Source organism: Micromonospora sp. NPDC049047 (genome assembly GCF_040649135.1).
Lineage (GTDB): Bacteria > Actinomycetota > Actinomycetes > Mycobacteriales > Micromonosporaceae > Micromonospora.
Map to the genome: position 1 here is coordinate 257,622 of NZ_JBEZEY010000001.1, position 21,005 is coordinate 278,626.

The 21,005-nt window shown below is 72.4% G+C and carries 16 protein-coding genes; 11 read left to right on the plus strand and 5 right to left on the minus strand.

What is annotated here, in order from left to right:
- The first annotated feature begins 58 nt into the window (after nt 1-58).
- From AB0B86_RS01085 to AB0B86_RS01095, 3 genes are all read left to right on the plus strand, one after another.
- Complete coding sequence (locus tag AB0B86_RS01085; protein ID WP_357409781.1) at nt 59-1,084, plus strand: sugar kinase; 1,026 nt, start codon at nt 59-61, stop codon at nt 1,082-1,084.
- A gap of 62 nt (nt 1,085-1,146) precedes the next feature.
- Nucleotides 1,147-1,761: a bifunctional 4-hydroxy-2-oxoglutarate aldolase/2-dehydro-3-deoxy-phosphogluconate aldolase gene (locus AB0B86_RS01090; RefSeq protein WP_357409783.1), complete on the plus strand. Its 615-nt coding sequence runs from the start codon at nt 1,147-1,149 to the stop codon at nt 1,759-1,761.
- 293 nt (nt 1,762-2,054) lie between these two features.
- A complete protein-coding gene (locus tag AB0B86_RS01095) occupies nt 2,055-5,765 on the plus strand; it encodes a S8 family serine peptidase (protein ID WP_357414770.1) in 3,711 nt (1,236 codons plus the stop codon).
- 63 nt (nt 5,766-5,828) lie between these two features.
- Here the strand turns inward: AB0B86_RS01095 and AB0B86_RS01100 are convergent, their stop codons facing one another.
- The gene (locus AB0B86_RS01100; RefSeq protein ID WP_357409787.1) at nt 5,829-7,877 is read right to left on the minus strand and encodes a penicillin acylase family protein; all 2,049 of its coding nucleotides are present in this window, start codon (nt 7,875-7,877) and stop codon (nt 5,829-5,831) included.
- A 279-nt stretch (nt 7,878-8,156) separates the two neighbouring features.
- Between AB0B86_RS01100 and AB0B86_RS01105 the strand changes: the two genes are divergently transcribed.
- From AB0B86_RS01105 to AB0B86_RS01120, 4 genes are all read left to right on the plus strand, one after another.
- Complete coding sequence (locus AB0B86_RS01105) at nt 8,157-9,695, plus strand: aspartate aminotransferase family protein (protein ID WP_357409789.1); 1,539 nt, start codon at nt 8,157-8,159, stop codon at nt 9,693-9,695.
- Between the two features lie 35 nt (nt 9,696-9,730).
- On the plus strand, nt 9,731-11,008 hold the full coding sequence (locus AB0B86_RS01110; RefSeq protein WP_357414772.1) for a SidA/IucD/PvdA family monooxygenase: 1,278 nt from the start codon (nt 9,731-9,733) through the stop codon (nt 11,006-11,008).
- Entirely contained in the window at nt 11,005-11,613 is a 609-nt protein-coding gene (locus AB0B86_RS01115; protein ID WP_357409793.1) for a GNAT family N-acetyltransferase, read from the plus strand. The genes AB0B86_RS01110 and AB0B86_RS01115 overlap by 4 nt, the downstream gene beginning before the upstream one ends.
- Before the next feature lie 89 nt (nt 11,614-11,702).
- Entirely contained in the window at nt 11,703-13,454 is a 1,752-nt protein-coding gene (locus AB0B86_RS01120; RefSeq protein WP_357409820.1) for an IucA/IucC family siderophore biosynthesis protein, read from the plus strand.
- Between the two features lie 93 nt (nt 13,455-13,547).
- Here AB0B86_RS01120 and AB0B86_RS01125 read toward each other — a convergent pair whose 3' ends face one another.
- On the minus strand, nt 13,548-14,030 hold the full coding sequence (locus AB0B86_RS01125; protein ID WP_357414774.1) for a MarR family winged helix-turn-helix transcriptional regulator: 483 nt from the start codon (nt 14,028-14,030) through the stop codon (nt 13,548-13,550).
- A gap of 136 nt (nt 14,031-14,166) precedes the next feature.
- On the opposite strand from AB0B86_RS01125, the gene AB0B86_RS01130 reads away from it, so the two are divergent.
- Entirely contained in the window at nt 14,167-14,727 is a 561-nt protein-coding gene (locus tag AB0B86_RS01130; RefSeq protein WP_357409796.1) for an NAD(P)H-dependent oxidoreductase, read from the plus strand.
- Between the two features lie 84 nt (nt 14,728-14,811).
- Entirely contained in the window at nt 14,812-16,101 is a 1,290-nt protein-coding gene (locus tag AB0B86_RS01135; RefSeq protein ID WP_357414776.1) for an MFS transporter, read from the plus strand.
- Between the two features lie 189 nt (nt 16,102-16,290).
- On the opposite strand, the gene AB0B86_RS01140 is transcribed toward AB0B86_RS01135, so the two are convergent.
- Nucleotides 16,291-16,680 (minus strand): GNAT family N-acetyltransferase, encoded by a 390-nt coding sequence (locus AB0B86_RS01140; RefSeq protein ID WP_357409800.1) that lies wholly within the window; start codon nt 16,678-16,680, stop codon nt 16,291-16,293.
- Between the two features lie 132 nt (nt 16,681-16,812).
- Here AB0B86_RS01140 and AB0B86_RS01145 point away from each other — a divergent pair, with 132 nt between their 5' ends.
- Nucleotides 16,813-17,475, plus strand: coding sequence for a fasciclin domain-containing protein (locus AB0B86_RS01145; protein ID WP_357409802.1), 663 nt, complete (start codon nt 16,813-16,815; stop codon nt 17,473-17,475).
- 51 nt (nt 17,476-17,526) lie between these two features.
- Here AB0B86_RS01145 and AB0B86_RS01150 read toward each other — a convergent pair whose 3' ends face one another.
- Together AB0B86_RS01150 and AB0B86_RS01155 are read right to left on the minus strand one after the other, a co-directional pair.
- Nucleotides 17,527-18,546, minus strand: coding sequence for an aminoglycoside phosphotransferase family protein (locus AB0B86_RS01150; protein ID WP_357409804.1), 1,020 nt, complete (start codon nt 18,544-18,546; stop codon nt 17,527-17,529).
- On the minus strand, nt 18,543-19,616 hold the full coding sequence (locus tag AB0B86_RS01155) for a LacI family DNA-binding transcriptional regulator (RefSeq protein WP_357409806.1): 1,074 nt from the start codon (nt 19,614-19,616) through the stop codon (nt 18,543-18,545). The genes AB0B86_RS01150 and AB0B86_RS01155 overlap by 4 nt, the downstream gene beginning before the upstream one ends.
- 216 nt (nt 19,617-19,832) lie before the next feature.
- On the opposite strand from AB0B86_RS01155, the gene AB0B86_RS01160 reads away from it, so the two are divergent.
- The gene (locus AB0B86_RS01160; RefSeq protein WP_357414778.1) at nt 19,833-20,984 is read left to right on the plus strand and encodes a Gfo/Idh/MocA family oxidoreductase; all 1,152 of its coding nucleotides are present in this window, start codon (nt 19,833-19,835) and stop codon (nt 20,982-20,984) included.
- The last annotated feature ends 21 nt before the right edge of the window (nt 20,985-21,005 follow it).

The window sequence follows — 21,005 nt, forward strand, 5'->3', positions numbered from 1 at the left end:
CGCGCGGGACACCTAGGCTCGGCGGCGCCCAGGACCCCGCCGCGAGGATGTGTGCCCGATGCCGAGCGATCCCCGACCTGACCAGGTGCGCACCCCGGCCGGCGGTGCGCCGGTCGAGGTGGCCGCGGTGGGGGAGACGATGGTGGTGCTCTGCCCCGCGCCGGGTGAGCCGCTGGAGCACGCCGCACAGGTCGCCGTCTCGGTCGGGGGCGCGGAGTCCAACGTGGCGGGTTACCTGGCCCGACTGGGGCACCGGGCCGCCTGGGTGAGCCGCGTCGGCGACGACCCCTTCGGCCGGGCCGTGGTCCGGCACGTCGCCGCCGCCGGTGTGCGGGTGGAGCAGGTGGTCGTGGACCCCTCAGCTCCCACCGGCCTGTACCTGAAGGACCCGGGCCCGCAGGGCACCGCCGTGCACTACTACCGGGCCGGGTCGGCGGCCTCCCGGATGGACCCGGGCATGCTTGCCGACCCGGGCCTGACCGGCGCCCGGGTGCTGCACCTGTCCGGCATCACCCCGGCGCTCTCCGCCTCCTGCCGGGCGCTTGTCGAGCACGCGGTGACCGCCCGCCCGCTGGCGGGGTCGCTTGTCAGCTTCGACGTCAACCACCGGGCCCGGCTGTGGTCCGCCGCGCAGGCCGCGCCGGTGCTGCGTGACCTCGCCGACCGGTGCGACCTGGTCTTCGTCGGTCAGGACGAGGCGGAGACGCTGTGGGGCACCGCGGACCCGACCGCCGTACGCCGGTTGTTGCCCACCCCGCAGACGGTGGTGGTCAAGGACGGCGCGGTGGGTGCCACCGCGTTGAGCCGCGACGCCGAGCCGGTCTTCGTACCCGCGCCCCGGGTGACGGTGGTCGAACCGGTCGGCGCGGGAGACGCGTTCGCCGCCGGTTACCTGGCGGGGTTGCTGCGCGACCTCGACCCGGTGCGGCGGTTGCGCCTCGGGCACCTGATGGCGGCGCAGGCGTTGACAAGCAGCGGCGACAACGCGCCGGTCCCGCCGTGGCCCTGGTTCGAGGATCTGCTCGACGCCCCCGTCGAGGCCTGGTCGCCGCTCGACCTGACCGGCGCGACGGCCCGGGCCTGAGTCGTCGGGTTCAGGCGGGCCACCAGGCAACGGACTCACCGCGATCTCGGATGGAGTGCACCATGACCACAGCGGATTTCGACCACATCTTCGGCGGGGCCCGGGTGATGGCCATCCTGCGCGGCCTGCCGGTCGCCGAGACCGTCCGGCTCGCCGAGCGCGCCTGGGACCTGGGCATCGACGTGGTGGAGGTCCCGGTGGCCACCGCCGACGCGGTGCCGGCGCTACGCGCCGCCGTCGAGGCGGGCGCCGCGCGTGGCCGCATCGTCGGCGCGGGCACCGTGCTCGACGTCGAGCAGGTGCACGCCTCGGCCGACGCGGGTGCCGCGTTCACCGTCGCGCCCGGCCTGGACCTGGCGATCGCCGACGCCGCCGCCGGGCGGGGCCTGCCGCACCTGCCCGGTGTGGCCACCCCGACCGAGGCCCAGCAGGCGCTGCGGCACGGCCTCACCTGGCTCAAGGCGTTCCCCGCGATCTCCCTCGGCCCGGCCTGGTTCAAGGCCGTTGCCGGCCCGCTGCCGCAGTTGCGCTTCGTCGCGACCGGCGGCCTCGACGCGGGCAACGCCGCCCCGTTCCTGCAGGCGGGCGTACGAGTGGTGGCGGTCGGCTCAGCCCTGTCCGACCCGAGCCAGCTCGACCGGCTCGCCGAACTAGCCCTCAAGCCCCCAACCCCCTAACCCATACCCCCTACCCCTACCCCCGCCCCCGCCCCTCGCCCCCGTCGATCATGGACATGTGGTGGTGTGCGAAAGCGGCAATTCACCTGACCTCGGGCACCACAACTCCATGATCGACGGGGGAGGTGGGTGGGGGAGTGGAGGGGTGGGGTGGGGTGGGGGAGCGGGGTGGGGTGGGGTGGGGTGGCGGGTTTGTGCCATGGCTCATATGCGCCGCGGTTTGGTGGGGGACGAGGGGTGGGCGTGGCATCGATGCTGTGCTGCGTACCACTTCTCGACACAAAGAGGTCATCTTGGCTCTGTCTCACCGGCGCCGCCGATCCGGGCTGATCGCCCTCGGTGCCGCCCTCACCCTGGCGGCCGGGTTCACCCCACCCGCCGCGGGAGCGTCCGCCGCCCCGCCCCGCACCCCCGAGCGCCCGGCCGGGATTCCTCCCGCCGCCGCCGGACGCGCGTCCACAGTCACCCTGATCACCGGTGACACCGTCACTGTCACCACGGCGGCGGACGGCAGCACCGTCTCGACAGTGCGTCGGCCGGACGGCAGCACCCCGAGCTTCCACCGCACCGTGCTCGACGGCGACACCTACGTCTACCCGGACACGGCGCTGTCCTACGTCACGAGCGGCCTGCTCGACCGGCAACTGTTCAACATCACCGAGCTCGTCGCCGACGGGTACGACGACGCGCACACCGACAAGTTGCCGCTGATCGTCACAATGACCGACGCGGCGGCCCGCGCCCGCACCCGCCCCGCCGTGGACGGCGCCACGCTGGTCCGGTCGTTGGACAGCGTGCAGGGCGCGGCACTGACCCGCGAGCGCTCCACCGCCGGCCGGTTCTGGGCCGCGCTCACCGCGGGCTCGGCCCGTCGTACCGGGGACGCCCCGGTCCTGGCCAACGGCATCGCCAAGGTGTGGCTGGACGGCCGGGTGCACGCCGACCTGGCCGAGTCCACCGCGCAGATCGGCGCGCCGAAGCTGTGGGCCGACGGCAACACCGCGACCGGTGTCGACGTCGCGGTGCTCGACTCCGGTGCGGACGCCGAGCACCCGGACCTCGCCGGCCAGATCGCCGAGTCCAGCAGCTTCGTGCCCGAGGAGCCCGACATCCTCGACTACAAGGGACACGGCACGCACGTCGCCTCGACGATCGCCGGCACCGGCGCGGCCTCCGGCGGCGTCGAGAAGGGCGTCGCGCCCGGCGCCCGACTGCACATCGGCAAGGTGCTCAACAGCGAGGGCAGCGGGCAGAACTCGTGGATCATCGCTGGCATGGAGTGGGCCGCCCGCGAGCAGAAGGCCCGGATCGTCAGCATGAGCCTGGGCGGCGAGGCCACCGACGGCAGCGACCCGATGAGCCAGGCCGTCGAACGGCTCAGCGCCGAGACCGGCGCCCTCTTCGTGATCGCGGCCGGCAACAGCGGCCCGGAGAGCATCGGCAGCCCCGGCGCCGCAGACTCCGCGCTGACAGTGGGCGCTGTCGACTCCACCGACCAGCTGGCCGACTTCTCCAGCCAGGGACCGCGCGCGGGCGACGGTGGGCTCAAGCCGGAGATCACCGCACCCGGCGTGGACATCCTGGCCGCCCGGTCCCACCAGGTCCGCGGGTCCGGCGACTACACGGTGATGAGTGGTACGTCCATGGCGACCCCGCACGTGGCCGGCACGGCCGCGCTGGTCGCCGCCGCGCACCCCGACTGGACCGGTCAGCGGATCAAGGAGGCGCTGGTCAGCACGGTCAAGGCCACCCCCGGTTACACCCCGTACCAGGCGGGTGCCGGCCGGGTGGACGCGGTCGCCGCCGCGCACGCCACCGTCTTCGCCACCCCGAGCGCCTACTCCGGTTTCCAGGCCTGGCCGCAGCAGCCGGGGGCGACTGTCGACCGGAAGGTCACCTACTCGAACGTCGGCGGCGCGCCGGTCACCCTGAAGCTGACAGTCGACGCGGCCACCGCACCGGCCGGCCTCTTCGCCCTCTCCGCCGACACGGTCACCGTGCCGGCGGGCGGCACCGCCACCGTGACGGTGACCGCGGCGTACGACAAGCTGCCGGTGGAGAAGCAGGTAAGTGGCACGGTCGTCGCCACCGACGACACCGGAACGGTCCGCGGACGCACCCTGATCGGGGCGGGCAAGGAGGGCCAGCGGCAGAACCTGACGCTTGTCGCCAAGGACCGGGACGGCAAACCGCTCGCTGGCAAGGTCATCCTCACCACCGACGGGCTGTTCACCGCCGTGGACCTCCCCGAGAGCGGCACCGCCACGCTGCGGCTGCCGGTGGCGAGCTGGAACGGCTGGATCTCCGCCGACGTGCGCGGCACGCACGGCCCGCACTCCAAGGGCATGGCGATGCTCAGCTTCACCGATGTCGTGTTGGACACCGACCGCACCGTCACCCTGGACGCCCGAACCGCCCGACAGGTGCAGGCCCGGGTGCCGCAGGAGACCACCGCCAGCGCGCTGCGGATGGACATCCACCGGTCCACCAAGAACGGTCTCACCGAGAGTCAGGTGCTGCCCGACGACTCGTACGACAGCATGTGGGCGTCGCCGACGAGCCGCCCGGTCACCGACGGCGAGTTCGAGTTCGGCGCCCGGTGGCGCCTCGAACAGCCGGCGTTGACCATCTCGGCGGGCGGTCGCTCGTACGACGATCTGTTGGTGAAGCGGGCCACCCCGGCGTTGCCGGCGGGTCGTCGCGAGCTGGACGCGGTCTTCGTCGCCGACGCGTCGGCGGCCGGGCTGGCCAAGCGGCCGGTCCGGGACCGGGCCGTGGTGGTGCGCCGCAGTGACAGCGTCGACATCGCCACGCAGGCGCAGGCCGCCGCGGCGGCCGGGGCGAAGCTGCTGCTCGTGGTCAACGACGGCGTCGGTCGGCTCCAACCCTGGGACGAGGCGGCGTGGAGCCCGGAGAGCCCGGCCCCGGTGACCGTGGCGACGCTCACCGCCGACGAGGGCGAGCAGCTCGTCGCGGAGCTGGGCCACGGCCCGGTGCGGGTCACCGTCGAGTCGCACCCGGAGACCACCTACCTGTACGACGTGGCGCACCACTGGACCGGCACGGTGCCGGCCGACCCCACCTACCGCCCGACGAAGCGGCAGTTGGCCCGGGTCGACGTGGAGTTCCGCAACTACCGGCAGGGCAAGGCGCTGGAGTTCCGCACCGACGTCTGGCGCGGCTGGGCGTCGAGCAACCAGGAGCCGGCCCCGGCGCAGGGCCGGCGGACCGACTGGGTGAGCGCCGACCAGCTGTGGGTCGACGACGCGTTCATCACCGGCGAGACCGGCCAGCACCTCCAGGCGGTGACGACGTACCCGGCGGGCAAGCCGAACGCCGTCAGCTGGTTCGGGCCGATCCAACGCCCCCGCATGGGCGGAAACTACCTGCCCGTGCGGTACCTGGACACCGTCTACCTGCCCGCGCCCGGCTGGGGCGACGGCGGCGGGCACATCGGCGAGGCGTACGCCAACTACGACATGGTCAACCGGACCACCCTCTACCAGGGTGAGCAGGAGCTGAACTGGGGCAACGCCGAGTACCTCCAGGTCTCCGGCCTGGCGGCGCAGCGACTGCCGTACCGGCTGGTGGTGGAGAACGACAGGGCCGCCTGGACCAACCCGTACTCCCGGCAGACCCGCACCGAGTGGGGCTTCACCTCGGCGGTCACCGGGGAGGAGTCGGCCGAGGTGCTGCCGATGCTCCAACTGGACTACCAGGTGGCCATCGACTCCGCCGGTCGGGCGTCACGCGGAGCACCGCTGACCGTGGTCGCCTCCCACCTGCCCGACGTCACCGGCACGATCGGCACGGTGACCGTCGAGGTGTCCTACGACGACGGGGCGACCTGGCACAAGCAGCAGTTGACCCGGCACGGCGACGGCTGGCGTACCTCGCTTGCCGCACCGGCGAAGGCCAGCTTCGTGAGCCTGCGTACCACCGCCCGGGACACCGCCGGCAACACCGTGAGCCAGCGCATCACCCGGGCGTTCGGCCTGCGCTGACGCCAGCCTGGCCGGCCGCCGGTCGGGGTGCCCCGCGCACCCCGGCCGGCGGCCGGTCCGGGGTCAGTCCCGTTCCTCGGTGAGCTGGTCCCAGGAGGTGGTCACTGGCAACAGTTCCCCGGCCAGCCAGGCGGGAAGCTGGTCGTCGTGGTGCGGGTCGCCGGGCACCCCGCAGGCGCCCAGCGGCACCACCCAGCGGCTGTCCTCGCGCCGGCCCAGATCCCAGACGAAACGCGCCGCCGGCCCCCGGAAGCACCAGTGGGTCACGCCGGGCACGCTCGAGGTGGCAAGCACACAGTCGTGGTCGCCGTCGAGTCGCGGGCCGGGTCCGGCGTCCGGGTCGGGCAGCGCCCGCCACGCCGCGAGCCGGTGCAGGTCCCCCCACCGCACCGGGCCGTCCGCCGCGCCGGCGACCTCCTCGGCCGCCGCCCGCACCAGCGCGGCCACGTCCACCCCGGGCAGCGGCGCCGCGCCGAGCAGGTGCTCAAGGGCGTGACCGACGCGCGGTGTCAGCGCCAACCAGGGCGCGAACACCTCCGGGTACGCGGGCGGCTCGGCAAGCGCGGCGAGCGTCGGGTGGGCGGCGATCCGGCGGACGACGGCGGCCCGCAGGCGGGCGAAATCCGCCGCGTCGGTGCTCTCCGCGGCCATCCGCCGGTCCCAGCGCAGCAGCCGTTCGCGCAGCGCGGCGGCGGTCGGGCCGAGCCCGGTCGACTCGGCCAGCACCGTCAGCAGCGGCCCGGCCGAGCCCAGGTACGTGTCGGTGTGCACGCGTGCCAACTCGTCGGCCGTCCAGTCGTGGCCGGCGTCGAGCAGTTCGGCGATCCGGTGTGCCCGGTGCGGCGGGGCGAACTCGACGCCGAGCGGGGCCGCCAGTCCTCGCTCGTTTGCCATCACCGCCCGGCCGCGCACGTCGGCCCGTGGCATCGGCGCATACCAGCCCTGCCAGGCGTACGCGGCCTCCCAGGCGGGGACCACGCGCCGGCAGTTGTCCGGATGCCGTACCGGCACCGCCCCGGCGACCCGGTGCAGCAGCCCACCGGCGGTGTCCGCCGCCTGCACCACGTTCACCGGCTCCACCCAGTGCCGCAGCGCATGGTCCACATCGGCCACCGTTCGGGCGCGCAGCAGCTCCGGCAGTGCCGCGAACCCCAGTTCGGCGCGGACCCGGGGCGGGTAGCGCAGGCTGATCGCCGACGCGTCGTCCGGCCCACCGCTGATCACCGGACCCCGGTCGGTCTCCACCACCTCGACCTGGACCGGGTCGGCCCCGGCCACCAGGATCGTCTCGACGTGGACGGGCACCGGCCGCCAACCGTCCGGGCCGAGGGCCTGCACCTGGTCGCCGTCGCGGCGCAGCCGCTCGGCGTACAGGTCCTGGTAGTCGGCCATCGCGTTGGTGATCGCCCAGGCCACCGCACCGGTGTGCCCGAAGTGCGCGATGCCCGGCACGCCCGGCACCGCCAGCCCGACCACGTCGTACTCCGGGCAGGCCAACCGGATCTGCTGGTAGACGCCGGGATCCTCAAGGAACCGGTGCGGGTCGCCGGCGAGCAGCGCGGCCCCGGTGCCGGTGCGCTCGGCGGCGAGCAGCCACCCGTTGCTGCCGGCCACTGCCGGTCCGTCGGTGGCGAACGCGTCGACAGCGTCCGGGCCGAGCCGCTGCGCCACGTGCGCACGCCAGAGCTTGCCGGGGAACCCCGCGAAGAGGATGTGGTGGCCCAGCCAGACCGCCAGTGGTGTCCACGGCTCCCACCGGCCCGGGCTCAGCCCGGTCGCGGCGAACTCCGGCGCGCGGGCCGCCCCGGCGGCAAGGCCCGCGTTGACCCCGTCCACGTACGCGCCCACCCACTCGGCGGTCGCCGGGTCGAGTGCCGCGTGGCAGCGGCGTGCGGTGTCGTCGAGGCGGACCTGCCGGGCGAACCGGTCCCAGCCGAGCGCGTCGACGCCGAGGAAGGCGGCGCTGCTGCCCTGGGCGCGGTGCCGTTCCACCTCGAGCTGCCACGCCCTGTCGTACGCGGTGACCCGGCCCTGTGCCGCCGCCAGCGTGAGCGGGTCGTCGGCCCGCAGGTGCGGCACCCCCCACGGGTCGCGGAACCGCCGCGCGTTCATGCCGGTCTCCGGGTGGCGGGGCGCGGGCCGGGGTGGGCCGGGGAGGGGGTCGTACCGGCGCGCGGCACCGATGGTGCCGCCCTGGTGACGGTGGGTGTGGCGTCCAGTGTGGGCTCCGGGGTCAGGGGACGCGGCGGACCGCTGTTGACAATAACCGAGGTTAGGCTAACCTAACCCCGCGCCGCGAAGAAGGTCAGCTGAACGGCAGCACCGCCCCCGAGGCGCGACCGCCCGGGGGCGGTTTCTGGCTGCCCTCGTCGAACGTGGAAGGACACACCCGTGACCGTGCCGACGTACCCCGGCGAGACCATCGCGCCGCCACCGGCGCCGGCCACCGCTCGGGCACACCTGCTGCACGACGGCTCGGTCGAGCAGTATCGACTCACAATCGCCGACGGCGTCGACCGGGTCGCCCGCCGGGTGGCCACTGTGCACCGCCCGGCCACCGGCATCACCCCCGCCGAGCTGGCCCCCCTCATCGACCGGGTGGACCTGGACCGGCCGCTCGGCGACGCGGGCGCCGCGCTCGACGAGCTGGAGGACGTCTACCTGCGCGACGCCGTCTGGTTCCACCACCCCCGGTACCTGGCCCACCTCAACTGCCCGGTGGCCATCCCGGCGCTGCTCGGCGAGGCGGTGCTCACCGCGGTGAACTCCTCACTCGACACCTGGGACCAGAGCGCCGGCGCGACCCTCATCGAACGGCGGCTGATCGACTGGACCGCCGAGCGGATCGGCCTCGGTCCCACAGCTGACGGCGTCTTCACGAGCGGCGGCAGCCAGTCGAACCTCCAGGCCCTGCTGCTGGCCCGGGAGGAGGCGTGCGCCGAGGCGACCGGACCGGCGGCACGCGCGGAGCTGCTGCCCCGGCTGCGGGTGCTCACCTCCGCCGCCGGCCACTTCAGCGTGCAGAAGTCGGCAAAGCTGCTCGGCCTCGCCCCGGACGCGGTGATCGCGGTGCCCACCGACGCCCGGCGGCGGATCCGTCCGGCCGCGGTCCGCGCGGAGATCGCCCGGTGCCGGCAGGCCGGCCTGGTGGTGATGGCCGTCGTGGCCACCGCCGGCACCACCGACTTCGGCTCCATCGACCCGCTCGCGGAGCTGGCCGAGATCCGCGCGGCGACCGGCGTCTGGCTGCACGTCGACGCCGCGTACGGCTGCGGTCTGCTCGTCTCGCCGACGCGGCGACACCTGCTCGACGGCATCGAACGGGCCGACTCGGTGACCGTCGACTTCCACAAGTCGTTCTTCCAGCCGGTCAGCTCCAGCGCGCTGCTGGTCCGCGACCGGCAGGCGCTGCGGCACGCCACCTACCACGCCGACTACCTCAACCCGGCCCGGATGGTCGAGCAGCGCATCCCCAACCAGGTCGACAAGAGCCTGCAGACCACCCGCCGCTTCGACGCGCTGAAGCTGTGGCTGACCCTGCGGGTGATGGGCCCGGACGCCCTCGGTGCGCTCTTCGACGAGGTGGTCGACCGGGCCGCCGACGCCTGGGAGCTGGTGAGCGAGGACCCCCGCTTCGAGGTGGTGACCCGCTCCGAGCTGAGCACCGTGGTCTTCCGCTACCTGCCCACCGGGGCGGGTCGGGGCCTGGCCGACGCCGCCAACCTGCACGCCCGGGAGGCGCTTGCCGCATCCGGCCTCGCCGTGGTCGCCGGGACCCGGGTCGACGGCCGGCACTTCTTGAAGTTCACACTGCTCAACCCGGCCACCACAGTCGACGACGTCGGCCACGTGCTCGACCTGATCGCCACCCACGCCGGCCGGTACGTGCACGACCACGCCGCCGCCGAACTGACCTGCCACGTCGGCTGATGCCGACGAACCCGAACTCGCGCCTGGAGACCCGAATGTCCACCCACGACTTCATCGCCATCGGGTTGGGCCCGTACAACCTGGGGCTGGCGTGCCTCACCGCGCCGATCGACGAGCTGGACGGGGTGTTCCTCGAGGCCCGGCCCAGCCTCGCCTGGCACCCGGGCATGCTGCTGGAGTCGGCCCGGTTGCAGACCCCGTTCATCGCCGACCTGGTAAGCCTCGCCGACCCGACCTCGCCGTACTCCTTCCTCAACTACCTCAAGGAGATCGGCCGGCTCTACCCGTTCTACATCCGGGAGAGCTTCTACCCCCTGCGCAGCGAGTACGACGCGTACTGCCGGTGGGCGGCGGCCAAACTGCCGAACCTGCGCTTCGGTCAGACGGTGACCACCGTCGAGTTCGACGCCGCCGACGACAGGTACGTGGTGCGGGCCAGCACGGGCGACGGGGAGAGCGTCGAGTACCGGGCCCGGCACCTGGTGCTCGGCACCGGCACCCCGCCACACCTGCCCGACGCCGTCGCCGACCTGCCCGGCGACGCGGTGCACAACTCCCGCTACCTGGAAAACCGGGATGCGCTGCGCACCAAGCGGAGCATCACCGTCATCGGCAGCGGACAGAGCGCCGCGGAGATCTACCAGGACCTGCTCGGCGACATCGACAGGTACGGCTACCAGCTGAACTGGGTGACCCGCTCGCCCCGGTTCTTCCCGCTGGAATACACGAAGCTGACGCTGGAGATGACCTCACCGGACTACGTGGACTATTTCCACTCACTGCCCGAGGTGACCCGCTACTGGCTGGAGGCCGGGCAGAAGGGCCTGTTCAAGGGGATCAACGCCGACCTGATCAACGACATCTTCGACCAGCTCTACGCGTACACCGTCAACGGGCCGGTGAACACCCGGCTGCTCACCAACGCCGAGCTGGTCACCGCCGCCCACGAGGACGGGGCGTACACCCTGGGGTTGCGCCAGGTGGAGCAGCAGCGCGACTTCACGCTGCGTACCGAGGGCCTGGTCCTGGCCACCGGCTACCACTACCGGGTGCCGGAGTTCCTCGACCCGGTGCGCGAGCGGATCCGCTGGGACGCGCACGGGCGGTTCGACGTGGCCCGCAACTACAGCATCGACCACACCGGGCGGGGGATCTTCCTCCAGAACGCCGGCACCCACACGCACAGCATCACCTCACCGGACCTGGGGATGGGCGCCTACCGCAACTCCTGGATCATCCGTGAACTGCTCGGCCGGGAGCACTACCCGATCGAGAAGAGCGTCACCTTCCAGGAGTTCGGGGTGTCGTCGTGAGCGACCTCTTCACCCGCGCCGACCACCGGCTCGGTGAGTTCACGCTGCGTCCGCTCGACCCGGACGCCGACGCCGTGCTGCTGCATTCCTGGGTGACGCACCCGAAGGCGGCGTTCTGGCTGATGCAGGACGCCGACGTGGCCCGGGTCGCCGAGGAGTACCGGCGCATCGCCGCGCACCCGCACCACGACGCGTACCTGGGGCTGTGGCGGGGGAGTCCGGCGTTCCTCGCCGAGCGCTACGACCCGGCCCACGTCGAGCTGGTCGGTCTCTACGACCACCAGCCAGGTGACGTGGGCATGCACTTCCTCTGCGCGCCGGTCGACACGCCCGTGCACGGCTTCACCCGGGCGGTGCTCACCACAGTCGTGGCATGGCTCTTCGCCGACCCGACGACCCGGCGGGTGGTGGTCGAGCCGGACGTCCGCAACACCGCAGTGCACGCGGTGAACGCCGCCGTCGGCTTCGCGGTCGTCGGCCCGATCCGCAAGCCCGAGAAGGACGCGCTGCTCAGCGTCTGCACCCGGGCCCAGTTCGAGGCCGCCACCGACCGCACCGCCGCCGACCGCGCCGCCGCCACCCGAACCGAAGGAGCCCCGGCGTGACCGCCACCGCCGTCCCCACCCCGACGTCCGCCGCCACCGGGCCCGCCGCCGGCAGCCCGGTCGGGCATCTCACCCCGCAGCGTTGGGCCCTGGCCAACCGGCTGCTGGTCCGCAAGGCACTCGCCGAGTTCACCCACGAACGGCTGCTCACCCCGCAGCCGGTGCCAGGTCCGGACGACCGGCAGTGGTACGCGGTAGGCAGCGACGACGGTCTGGTCACCTACCGGTTCGCCGCGCGGGTCCTGGCCCTGGAGCACTGGCAGATCGACGCGGACAGCATCACCAGACACCGTGACGGCGCGTCGCTCGCGCCCGACGCGGTGGACCTCATCGTCGAGCTGCGCGGCACCCTCGGGCTCTCCGCGCGGGTGCTCCCGGTCTACCTGGAGGAGATCACCTCCACGCTTGCCGGCACCGCGTACAAACTGGCGCAGGCCGCGCCGAGCGCCGCCGAGCTGGCCGACGCGGACTTCCAGACCATCGAGACGTCGATGACCGAGGGCCACCCGTGCTTCGTGGCCAACAACGGTCGGCTCGGCTTCGGCGTCGACGAATACCACAGGTACGCCCCGGAGGCCGCCGCCCCGGTCCGGCTGGAGTGGCTCGCCGCGCACCGGGACCACTCGACGTTCAGCAGCGCCGCCGACCTCGACTACGACACGCTCATCGAGGGCGAGCTGGACGCCGAGACCCGCGCCCGGTTCGCGGCCACGATGGCCGACCTCGGTCTGGACCTCGCCGACTACCACCTGATCCCGGCGCACCCGTGGCAGTGGTGGAACAAGCTCGCGGTCACCTTCGCCGGGGAGTTGGCCGCCCGCCGGCTGGTGCACCTCGGCCCAGGGCCGGACGTCTACCTCGCCCAGCAGTCCATCCGCACCTTCTTCAACGTCACCGCGCCGCACCGGCACTACGTGAAGACCGCGTTGTCGGTGCTGAACATGGGATTCATGCGGGGGTTGTCGGCCGCGTACATGGCGGCCACCCCGGCGATCAACGACTGGCTGGCGGACCTGATCGCGCACGACGAGGTGCTTACCGGCACCGGTCTGAGCGTCATCCGGGAGCGGGCCGCCGTGGGTTACCGGCACCGGCAGTACGAGGCGGCGACCGAGCGCACCTCCCCGTACCGGAAGATGTTTGCCGCCCTGTGGCGGGAGAGCCCGGTGGTCGACCTGAAACCGGGGCAGCGCCTGTCCACGATGGCCGCGCTGCTGCACGTGGACCGCGACGGCGGCTCGCTGGCGGCGGCGCTGATCGCCCGGTCCGGGTTGGCGCCCGAGGTCTGGCTGCGCCGCTACCTGGACGCCTACCTGACCCCGCTGCTGCACAGCTTCTACGCCCACGACCTGGCCTTCATGCCGCACGGTGAGAACGTCATCCTGGTCCTCGACGAGCACGACACCGTCGAACGGGTCATCTTCAAGGACATCGCCGAGGAGATCGCGGTGCTGAGCGCCGACGTCGAGCTGCCCGCCGAGGTGGAGCGGATCCGGGTCGACGTGCCCGACGACACCAAGCTGTTGACCATCTTCACCGACGTGGTGGACTGCTTCCTGCGCCACCTCAACGCGGTGCTCGTCGAGGCCGGTGTGCTCGCCGAGGACGACTTCTGGCGTACCGTCGCGGCCTGCGCCGCCGACTACTTCGACAGGGTGCCGCAGCTGGCCGAGCGGGTCCGCCACTACGACCTGTTCGCCCCGGAGTTCACGCTGTCCTGCCTCAACCGGCTCCAGCTGCGCGACAACCAGCAGATGATCGACCTGGCCGACCCGTCGGCGGCGCTCCAGTTCGTCGGCACCCTGGTCAACCCCCTCGCCGCCCACGCACCGACCCGCTGACCATGATCGGGTCTGGTCAGGCTGCTGGCGTGGGCGCTTGTCGCTGCCGGAGGGCTGCCCGGCTGAGTCGCCGGACGTCCGGCTGAGCCGGGCTCAGCCGGTCGTTTCGGGGCTCTCGGCGGTGCCGGCGCGCTGGAACGCCCGCGCCAACCGGGCCAGGTCGAAGCTCTCGAAGTGCTGCAGGAAGCGGCGGCGGACGGAGTTCAGATGACTGGGCCAGGCCTCCTCCAGTCGGGCGAATCCCGCTTCGGTGAGCACGGCGTTCCAGCCGCGCGCGTCCTGGGCGCAGCGCTCCCGCCTGACCAGGCCCTGCGTCTCCAGCCGGATGATGGTGCGGGTCATGCCGCTGAGCGAGAGGTAGCAGGCCGCGGCGAGCTCGTTCATCCGCATCCGCCGCCCCGGTGCCTCGGATAGGTTCATCAGGGCGGTGTATTCGGTGAGCGGTAGCTGACGGTCACCGACCATGTCGGCATCGATCGCGCGGGGCAGCACGTGCATCACCTGGCCCAGGGCGCGGACCAGGGCCTCCTCGTCGGGGTTGAGGGGCTGCGGAGGTTCTGCGGCGGGGCTGGACATCCTCATATCATACTTGCTTGATTGAGCAAATGCTTACCCAGAGTGTGACAGTGGCCATGGACAGAACATTTGCTTGACCAAGCAATGACCGGTTAGCGTCGGCTGGTCAGCCCACGTACCGAGGAAAGGCGCCACCATGACCAGGATCGGGATCATTCTCGGCAGCACCCGCCCGGGGCGTAACGGTGAAGCCGTTGCCCGCTGGGTGCTCGAGATCGCCAAGCAGCGCTCCGACGCGGAGTACGAGCTCGTCGACCTGCTCGACTACCAGCTGCCGCACCTCGACGAGGCGTACCCGCCGTCGATGGGCCAGTACACCCAGCCGCACACGCTGCGCTGGGCCGAGACGATCGCCTCCTACGACGGGTTCATCATCGTCACCCCCGAGTACAACCACTCGACCTCGGGTGCCCTGAAGAACGCTATCGACTTCCTCTACGCCGAGTGGAACAACAAGGCCGTCGGCTTCGTCAGCTACGGCTCGGTCGGCGGCGCGCGGGCCGTGGAGCACCTGCGGTTGATCTCCGGCGAGCTGCAGATGGCCGACGTGCGTTCGCAGGTCGCGCTCTCGCTCTTCACCGACTTCGAGAACTTCAGCGTCTTCAAGCCCAACCAGTTCCAGCAGGACGCGCTGACCACCACCCTCGACCAGGTGGTCGCCTGGAGCACCGCGCTCGCGCCGCTGCGCCAGGCCTGATCGTTTTCGAACTGCCGCAGCCGGCCGCGGGAGGATCCCGCGGCCGGCTCACCTCGCGACGCGTTGCCCACTACCCTCATCGTGATGAGCCGATCCGCCCACGCTGGCCGGCCGCCGCTGTGGCGGGACCGCACCTTCGGCACCTACTGGGTCGCCCAGTCGCTCTCCGCGGCCGGTGACTCGTTCGCCTACCTGGCGGTGCCCCTCCTCGTGCTCCAGGCGACCGGGTCGGTGGCGCAGATGGGCCTGCTCACCGCCGTCGCGGGGGCGGCGTCAGTCGTCGCCGGAATTTTCGGCGGGGTGCTTGTCGACAGGTACGACCGCCGCACCCTGATGATCGTGGCGGACCTGGTCCGGCTGGTGCTCTACGCCCTGGTGCCACTGGCCTGGCTCATCGGCCCGCAGGTCTGGCTGCTCTTCGTCGTCCTGCCGATCTGCGAGGCGGCCGGCATGGTGTTCCAGGTCGCCGCGGTGACCGCGGTCCGCAACCTGGTCGACTCCGACCGGATCACCGAGGCCAACGGCCGGTTGCAGGCGACGTACGCGGCGGCGGCCGTCCTCGGGCCGCTGCTCGCCGGCGTGGTGTCGGCCCGCTTCGGCCCGGCGCTCGCCATCGCCGTGAACGCGGCGAGCTTCGCTCTCTCGGCAACCGGTCTGTGGCTGATCCGGCTGCGATCCGTGCCGGCCGGTGCCGCCGCGCCGGCGGCCCGGGAGCGGCCACTCGCCGAGTTCCTGGCCGGGGCGCGGTTCCTGTGGCGGCAGCCCGTGCTGCGGGCGCTCACCGTCCTGCTGTCGGTGTTCATCTTCCTGACCTACGGCTTCACCGACGTGCTGATCTACCACGTCACCCACGACCTCGGCGGCTCCGAGGGCACTGTCGGCGTGGTGCTCGGCCTGGCCGCGCTGGGCACGGTCGCCGGTGCGCTGCTGGTGGCCCCGCTACGGCGCCGTCGTGGCTTCGGCGCGACCTGGATCGGCGCGCACGCCGTCTGCGGGTTCGCGGTGGCGGGCGTCGGCCTGGCGACGAGCGTGCCAGCGGCCACCGCGTTGACCGGTGTGTACCTGTGCTGTCTCAGCATCGGCGGGATCTGCTCGATGTCGCTACGCCAGGAAATCACCCCCGATCACCTGCTCGGCCGTGTGACGTCGGCGTTCTGGAGCACGCACTACGCCCTCGGTCCGGCCGGGGCGGTCGTGCTGACCTGGGCCGCCGCGCGGTTCGGGGTCGCTGCCGTCACCCTGGCGGCGGGCGCGGGATGCCTGCTGGTGGCGGTCGCCGGCCTGTTCACCCCGGTCCGCCGCGCGGGCGCGGAGCCGGCGGTGCCGCAGCCTGGAGTCCGCGTCTCCCCGGCCGCCGGCACCGCTGGTGGTTGAGGCCCTGTCGAGCTGATGTCGCAGACGATTCACCTGGCGGAGGCGATTGTTCTGGCGGCGGCGATTCACGTGGCGGAGGCGATTCATCTGGCGGAGCCGATTCGGTCGGCGCGACGGGCAGCCGATTCGTTTACGACATCAGCTCCAAAGGACCCGACCACCGCCATGCGGCCCGAGCGGGAGCCCCGTTCAGAACTCCTGGTACATCACGTGCAGGCCGACCCGGCCGAGAGTGGGGTGCCGGAACGCGCCCGGCACCGTGCCGATCACCGTGAAGCCCTCCCGCCGGTACAACTCCACCGCCGACCGGTTGCTCTGCGCGACGGCGTTGAACTGCATTCCCGCGTACCCCTGGTGGCGGGCCCAGGCCAGGGCGTCGCGACACAGCGCGGTGCCGAACACCCGCCCGCCCTCCACCGCGACGACGGTCCGACCCGGCGCCGCCTCGACCCAGATGGCGTACGACTGCTCGGCGGTCATCGCCGGGTCGTAGGTGAACGTCTCCTGCGCCCGGATCACCTCCTCGGTGATCGGCCACACCTGCGACCAGTCCTGGTCGACGAACTCCCGAATCAGCACCGGGGGAGGTTAAGTCCGCGACAGTCCCCGGACAATCGGTTAACCCTGGGTGCATCCGAGCGGCGTCCCCGGTGCGAAGCATGGGTCGTGACGAGACGTCACGGATCCGTCGCTTCGACGAAAGGCCCGTTGATGAAGATCGCACGACTCGCCGCCAGGATGGCGGTGGGCGCCATGGCCACCGCGCTGGCCACCACGGCCATCGCCGTGCCGGCCGCCCAGGCGACCGGCAAGGCCAAGCCGCTCGGCACGACCTCACTCGCCGAGGTGCTCACGAAGGACACCAGCGGCTTCGACCGCAACTCCCGGGACTTCGACGTCCTGACCGCGGCCGTGCTGGCCGTGCTGGAGGCCAAGCCGAACTCGCCGGTCAAGGTGCTCACCGACGGCACTGTGGCACTGACCGCGTTCATCCCCACCGACGCGGCCTTCCAGCAGTTGGTACGCGAGATCACCGACGCGAAGAAGCTGCCGAGCGAGAGCGCGGCCTTCACCGCCGTCGCCGGGCTCGGCATCGACACCGTCGAATCGGTGCTGCTCTACCACGTGGTGCCCGGCGCCACGATCGACCGCAAGACCGCGGTCCGCGCCGACGGCACGGACCTGAGCACCGCGCTCGGCTCGACCGTCGAGGTCGACGTGCGCACCTACCTGTACATCTTCCGCCAGGTGCGGCTGATCGACGCCGACACCAACGACCGGGACGCCCGCGTCGTCACCTTCGACGTCAACAAGGGCAACCGGCAGATCGCACACTCGGTGGACCGGGTGCTGCGCCCGATCGACCTGCCCTGACCGGGGGCGGGTGGCGTCCGACCCCGCGTCGGGCGCCACCCGCGCCGGCCGTCAGTCCGAGCCGAGCGCGGCGACCTCCTGGTCGAGCAGCTCGGCCAGTCGCGCGTGCCGCCCCGGGTGGCTGTGCACTGTCATGCCACGGCTGGGCATCTCCGCAGTCATCAGCAGGTACAGGTGCAGCCGGTACAGACCCAACCGGTGGTGCGCCGAGGCGTCCAGCAGCAGCGGCTCGGCGGACGCGGAGCGGTAGCCGCGCAGCAACGGATGCTCCGGCTCGTCCTCGGCGCGGCGAAAGAGCAGCGGCGAGACCAGGTCCAGCAGCGGATCGCCGTACAGGAACCGCTCACCGTCCACCAGGCCGGACAGCCGCAGCCGACCGTCGGAGTCGGGCTCGGCCAGCACGTTGCCGTCCCAGCAGTCGAAGTGCAGCAGCGCCGGGCGGCGTACCTCGTCCAGCACGTCGGCGTGCCGATCCACCAGCGCGTGCAGGTGCTGCGGCGTGAACGGCAGTCGCACGTTCCAGTCGGTCGCGTCGGCGAGCAACGCGTCGAGCATCGCCGTGAACGCCGCCCGCCAGGTCGCCCCACCGGCCCGGTCGTCGTCGTACCCGAACCGGTCGCCGGTGACCCGGTGCAACGCGGCGAGGGCCGCGCCGAGGTCGGCGCGCACCGGGCCGTCGTCGACCGCCGGGTCGGCACCGGCAAGCTCGGACAGGGACCGGCCGGGCAGCATCCTGGTGACCAACCACTCGCCGTACGCGGGGTCGGTGCCGTGCCGCAACACCGACGGTACGGGCACCTGCGGGGCGTGTTCCGCGACGAGCCGGAAGTATCGCGCCTCGGCGGCACAGAGCCCCTGCTCGTAGCGCAGCAGCGGCGTCCCGGGCGGCGGGGCGAGTTTCAGCACCACCCGGCGGTCGTCGTCGAGGTGTGCCCACCAGACCGTCGCGTACCCGCCGCCGGCCAGCGGTCCGGCGTCCCGGACCCGGGTGTGCGGGCCGAACGACGCGCGGAGCAGGTACGCCACGTCGTCGCCGGTGAGCGGACGCTGCGTGGGACTGACGCCGGTCATGAGTCGGCCTCAGCGCGGCGGGCGCGCGGCGCGGCGCCGGCGCTCACCCGGGCGGCGGGCGGGACGGGACCGGCGGTGTCCCTGCGGACCAACTCGGCGGGGAGCACCTCGACGCGCGGGGCCGGACCCTCGGCGTCGAGCACCAGGGACATCGCCCGGACTCCCATGTCGACGAGCGGCAGCCGCACAGTGGTCAGCGCCGGGGTGACGTCCCTGGCGATCGGCATGTCGTCGAATCCCAGCACGGAGATCTGCTGCGGCACGGCCAGGCCACGTGCCCGCAGGGTGGCGAGCGCCCCGATGGCCATCGAGTCGTTGAGGGCCACTATCGCGGTCAGCTCCGGGTCGGCGTCGAGCAGCCGGGCGGTCGCCTCGGCGCCACCGTCGCGGTCGAACTCGGCGTACCGGATGCGCCGTTCCGGCAGGTCCCGGCCCTGCTCGGCGAGGGCCTGCCGCAGTCCGGCCAGGCGGTCGGTAGTGGTGGTCAGGATGCGCGGGCCGGCGACCACACCGATCGTCCGGTGCCCCAGCCCGCACAGCTCCCGTCCGGCGAGGTATCCGCCGGCCCGGTTGTCCGGCATCACCGCGTCGCCTGAGTGTTCGTGCCTGCCGATCACCGCCACCCGCCCGCCGGTGGCCTCGTACGCGGCGAGTTTCTCGTTGAGCTGCCGGGTGAACGCCTCGTCGTGGTAGCCGGACCCGGCCAGGATCAGCGCCGCCACCTGGTGGCCGCGCAACAGCTCCACGTACTCCAGTTCGCGGTCCGGATCGCGGTAGCTGTTGCAGATCATCAGCAGCCGGCCCCGGTCGGTGGCGACGCGTTGCAGGCCGCGGGTGATCTCGGCGAAGTACGGGTCGGAGACGTCGTGCACGATCACGCCGACCGCACTGCGGTGCGAGCGGGCCAACAGCTGAGCGTGGGCGTTCGGCACGTACTGCAACTCGGCGACGGCGGCGAGCACCCGCTCCCGCAGATCGTCGGTCACCGGTTTGCTGCTGCCGTTGATCACTCGGGAGGCGGTGGCGGGAGAGACGCCCGCTCGACGGGCCACATCGGACAGGGTCGCCATGGCCCGCCCCCCTCGGTCTGTTGACGGCGTTTCGCCGTGCCGGCTAGCGTCACGGTACCGCAGAGAAAGCCCTTTCCCGCCGGGAGGCCCGGCCAGTTCCGACCGCTTCGCGGCCCCGCTGCCCGACGTGGGGCGCTGCTTCACAAGGCTGTGCGGCGGTGTGGCCGCCAACCACCGAGCGCGGCTCGGCACGACCAGCACGACGGAAGGAGCACCATGACCCGCAGGTCGATCGGCATCATCGTCAACGGCGTGACCGGACGGATGGGCTACCGGCAGCACCTCGTCCGCTCGCTGCTGGCCATCCGCGAGTCCGGTGGTGTGACGATGGCCGACGGTACGACCATCTGGCCGGAACCGGTCCTGGTCGGGCGCAACGAGACGAAGCTCCGGGAACTCGCCGAACGGCACGGGCTTACCGACTGGACGACCGACCTGACCTCGGCGCTGGCCCGCGAGGACGTCGAGATCTACTTCGACGCCCAGGTCACCCAGCAGCGGGAGAAGGCGATCCGGCGGGCCATCGAGGCAGGCAAGCACATCTACACGGAGAAGCCCCTCGCCGAGGACACCGCCGCCGCGCTGGACCTGGCCCGGGCCGCGGACGCGGCAGGCCTACGCACCGGCGTCGTGCAGGACAAGCTGTTCCTGCCCGGTCTGCGCAAGCTCAAGCGTCTGATCGACGGCGGCTTCTTCGGCCGGATCCTCTCGGTGCGCGGCGAGTTCGGCTACTGGGTCTTCGAGGGCGACTGGCAGCCCGCTCAGCGTCCGTCGTGGAACTACCGGGCCGAGGACGGCGGCGGCATCACGTCCGACATGTTCCCGCACTGGCACTACGTGCTTGAGGAGCTGTTCGGCCGGGTGAACGCGGTCTCCTGCGTGACCGCCACGCACGTGCCCGAGCGGGTCGACGAGGACGGCCGCACCTACGCGGCCACCGCCGACGACGCCGCGTACGCGGTCTTCGAACTCGACGGCGGCATCATCGCCCAGATCAACTCGTCGTGGGGCGTGCGCGTGTACCGCGACGAGCTTGTGGAGTTCCAGGTCGACGGCGTCGAGGGCAGCGCCGTGGCCGGGTTGCGCACCTGTCGCGTGCAACACCGTGCGGTCACCCCGAAGCCGGTGTGGAACCCGGATCTGCCGGCCACCGAGGACTTCCGGGCCCAGTGGACCGAGGTGCCCGACAACGAGGAGTTCGACAACGGTTTCAAGGTGCAGTGGGAGGCGTACCTGCGGCACGTCGTGGCGGGTGAGCCGTTCCGGTGGGACTTCCTGGCCGGTGCCCGCGGCGTGCAGCTCGCCGAGTTGGGGCTGCGCTCGGCCCGCGAGGGTCGCCGCGTCGAGGTGCCGGAGCTGCGGCGGTGAGCGCGAGGAGTGAGCCGGGGT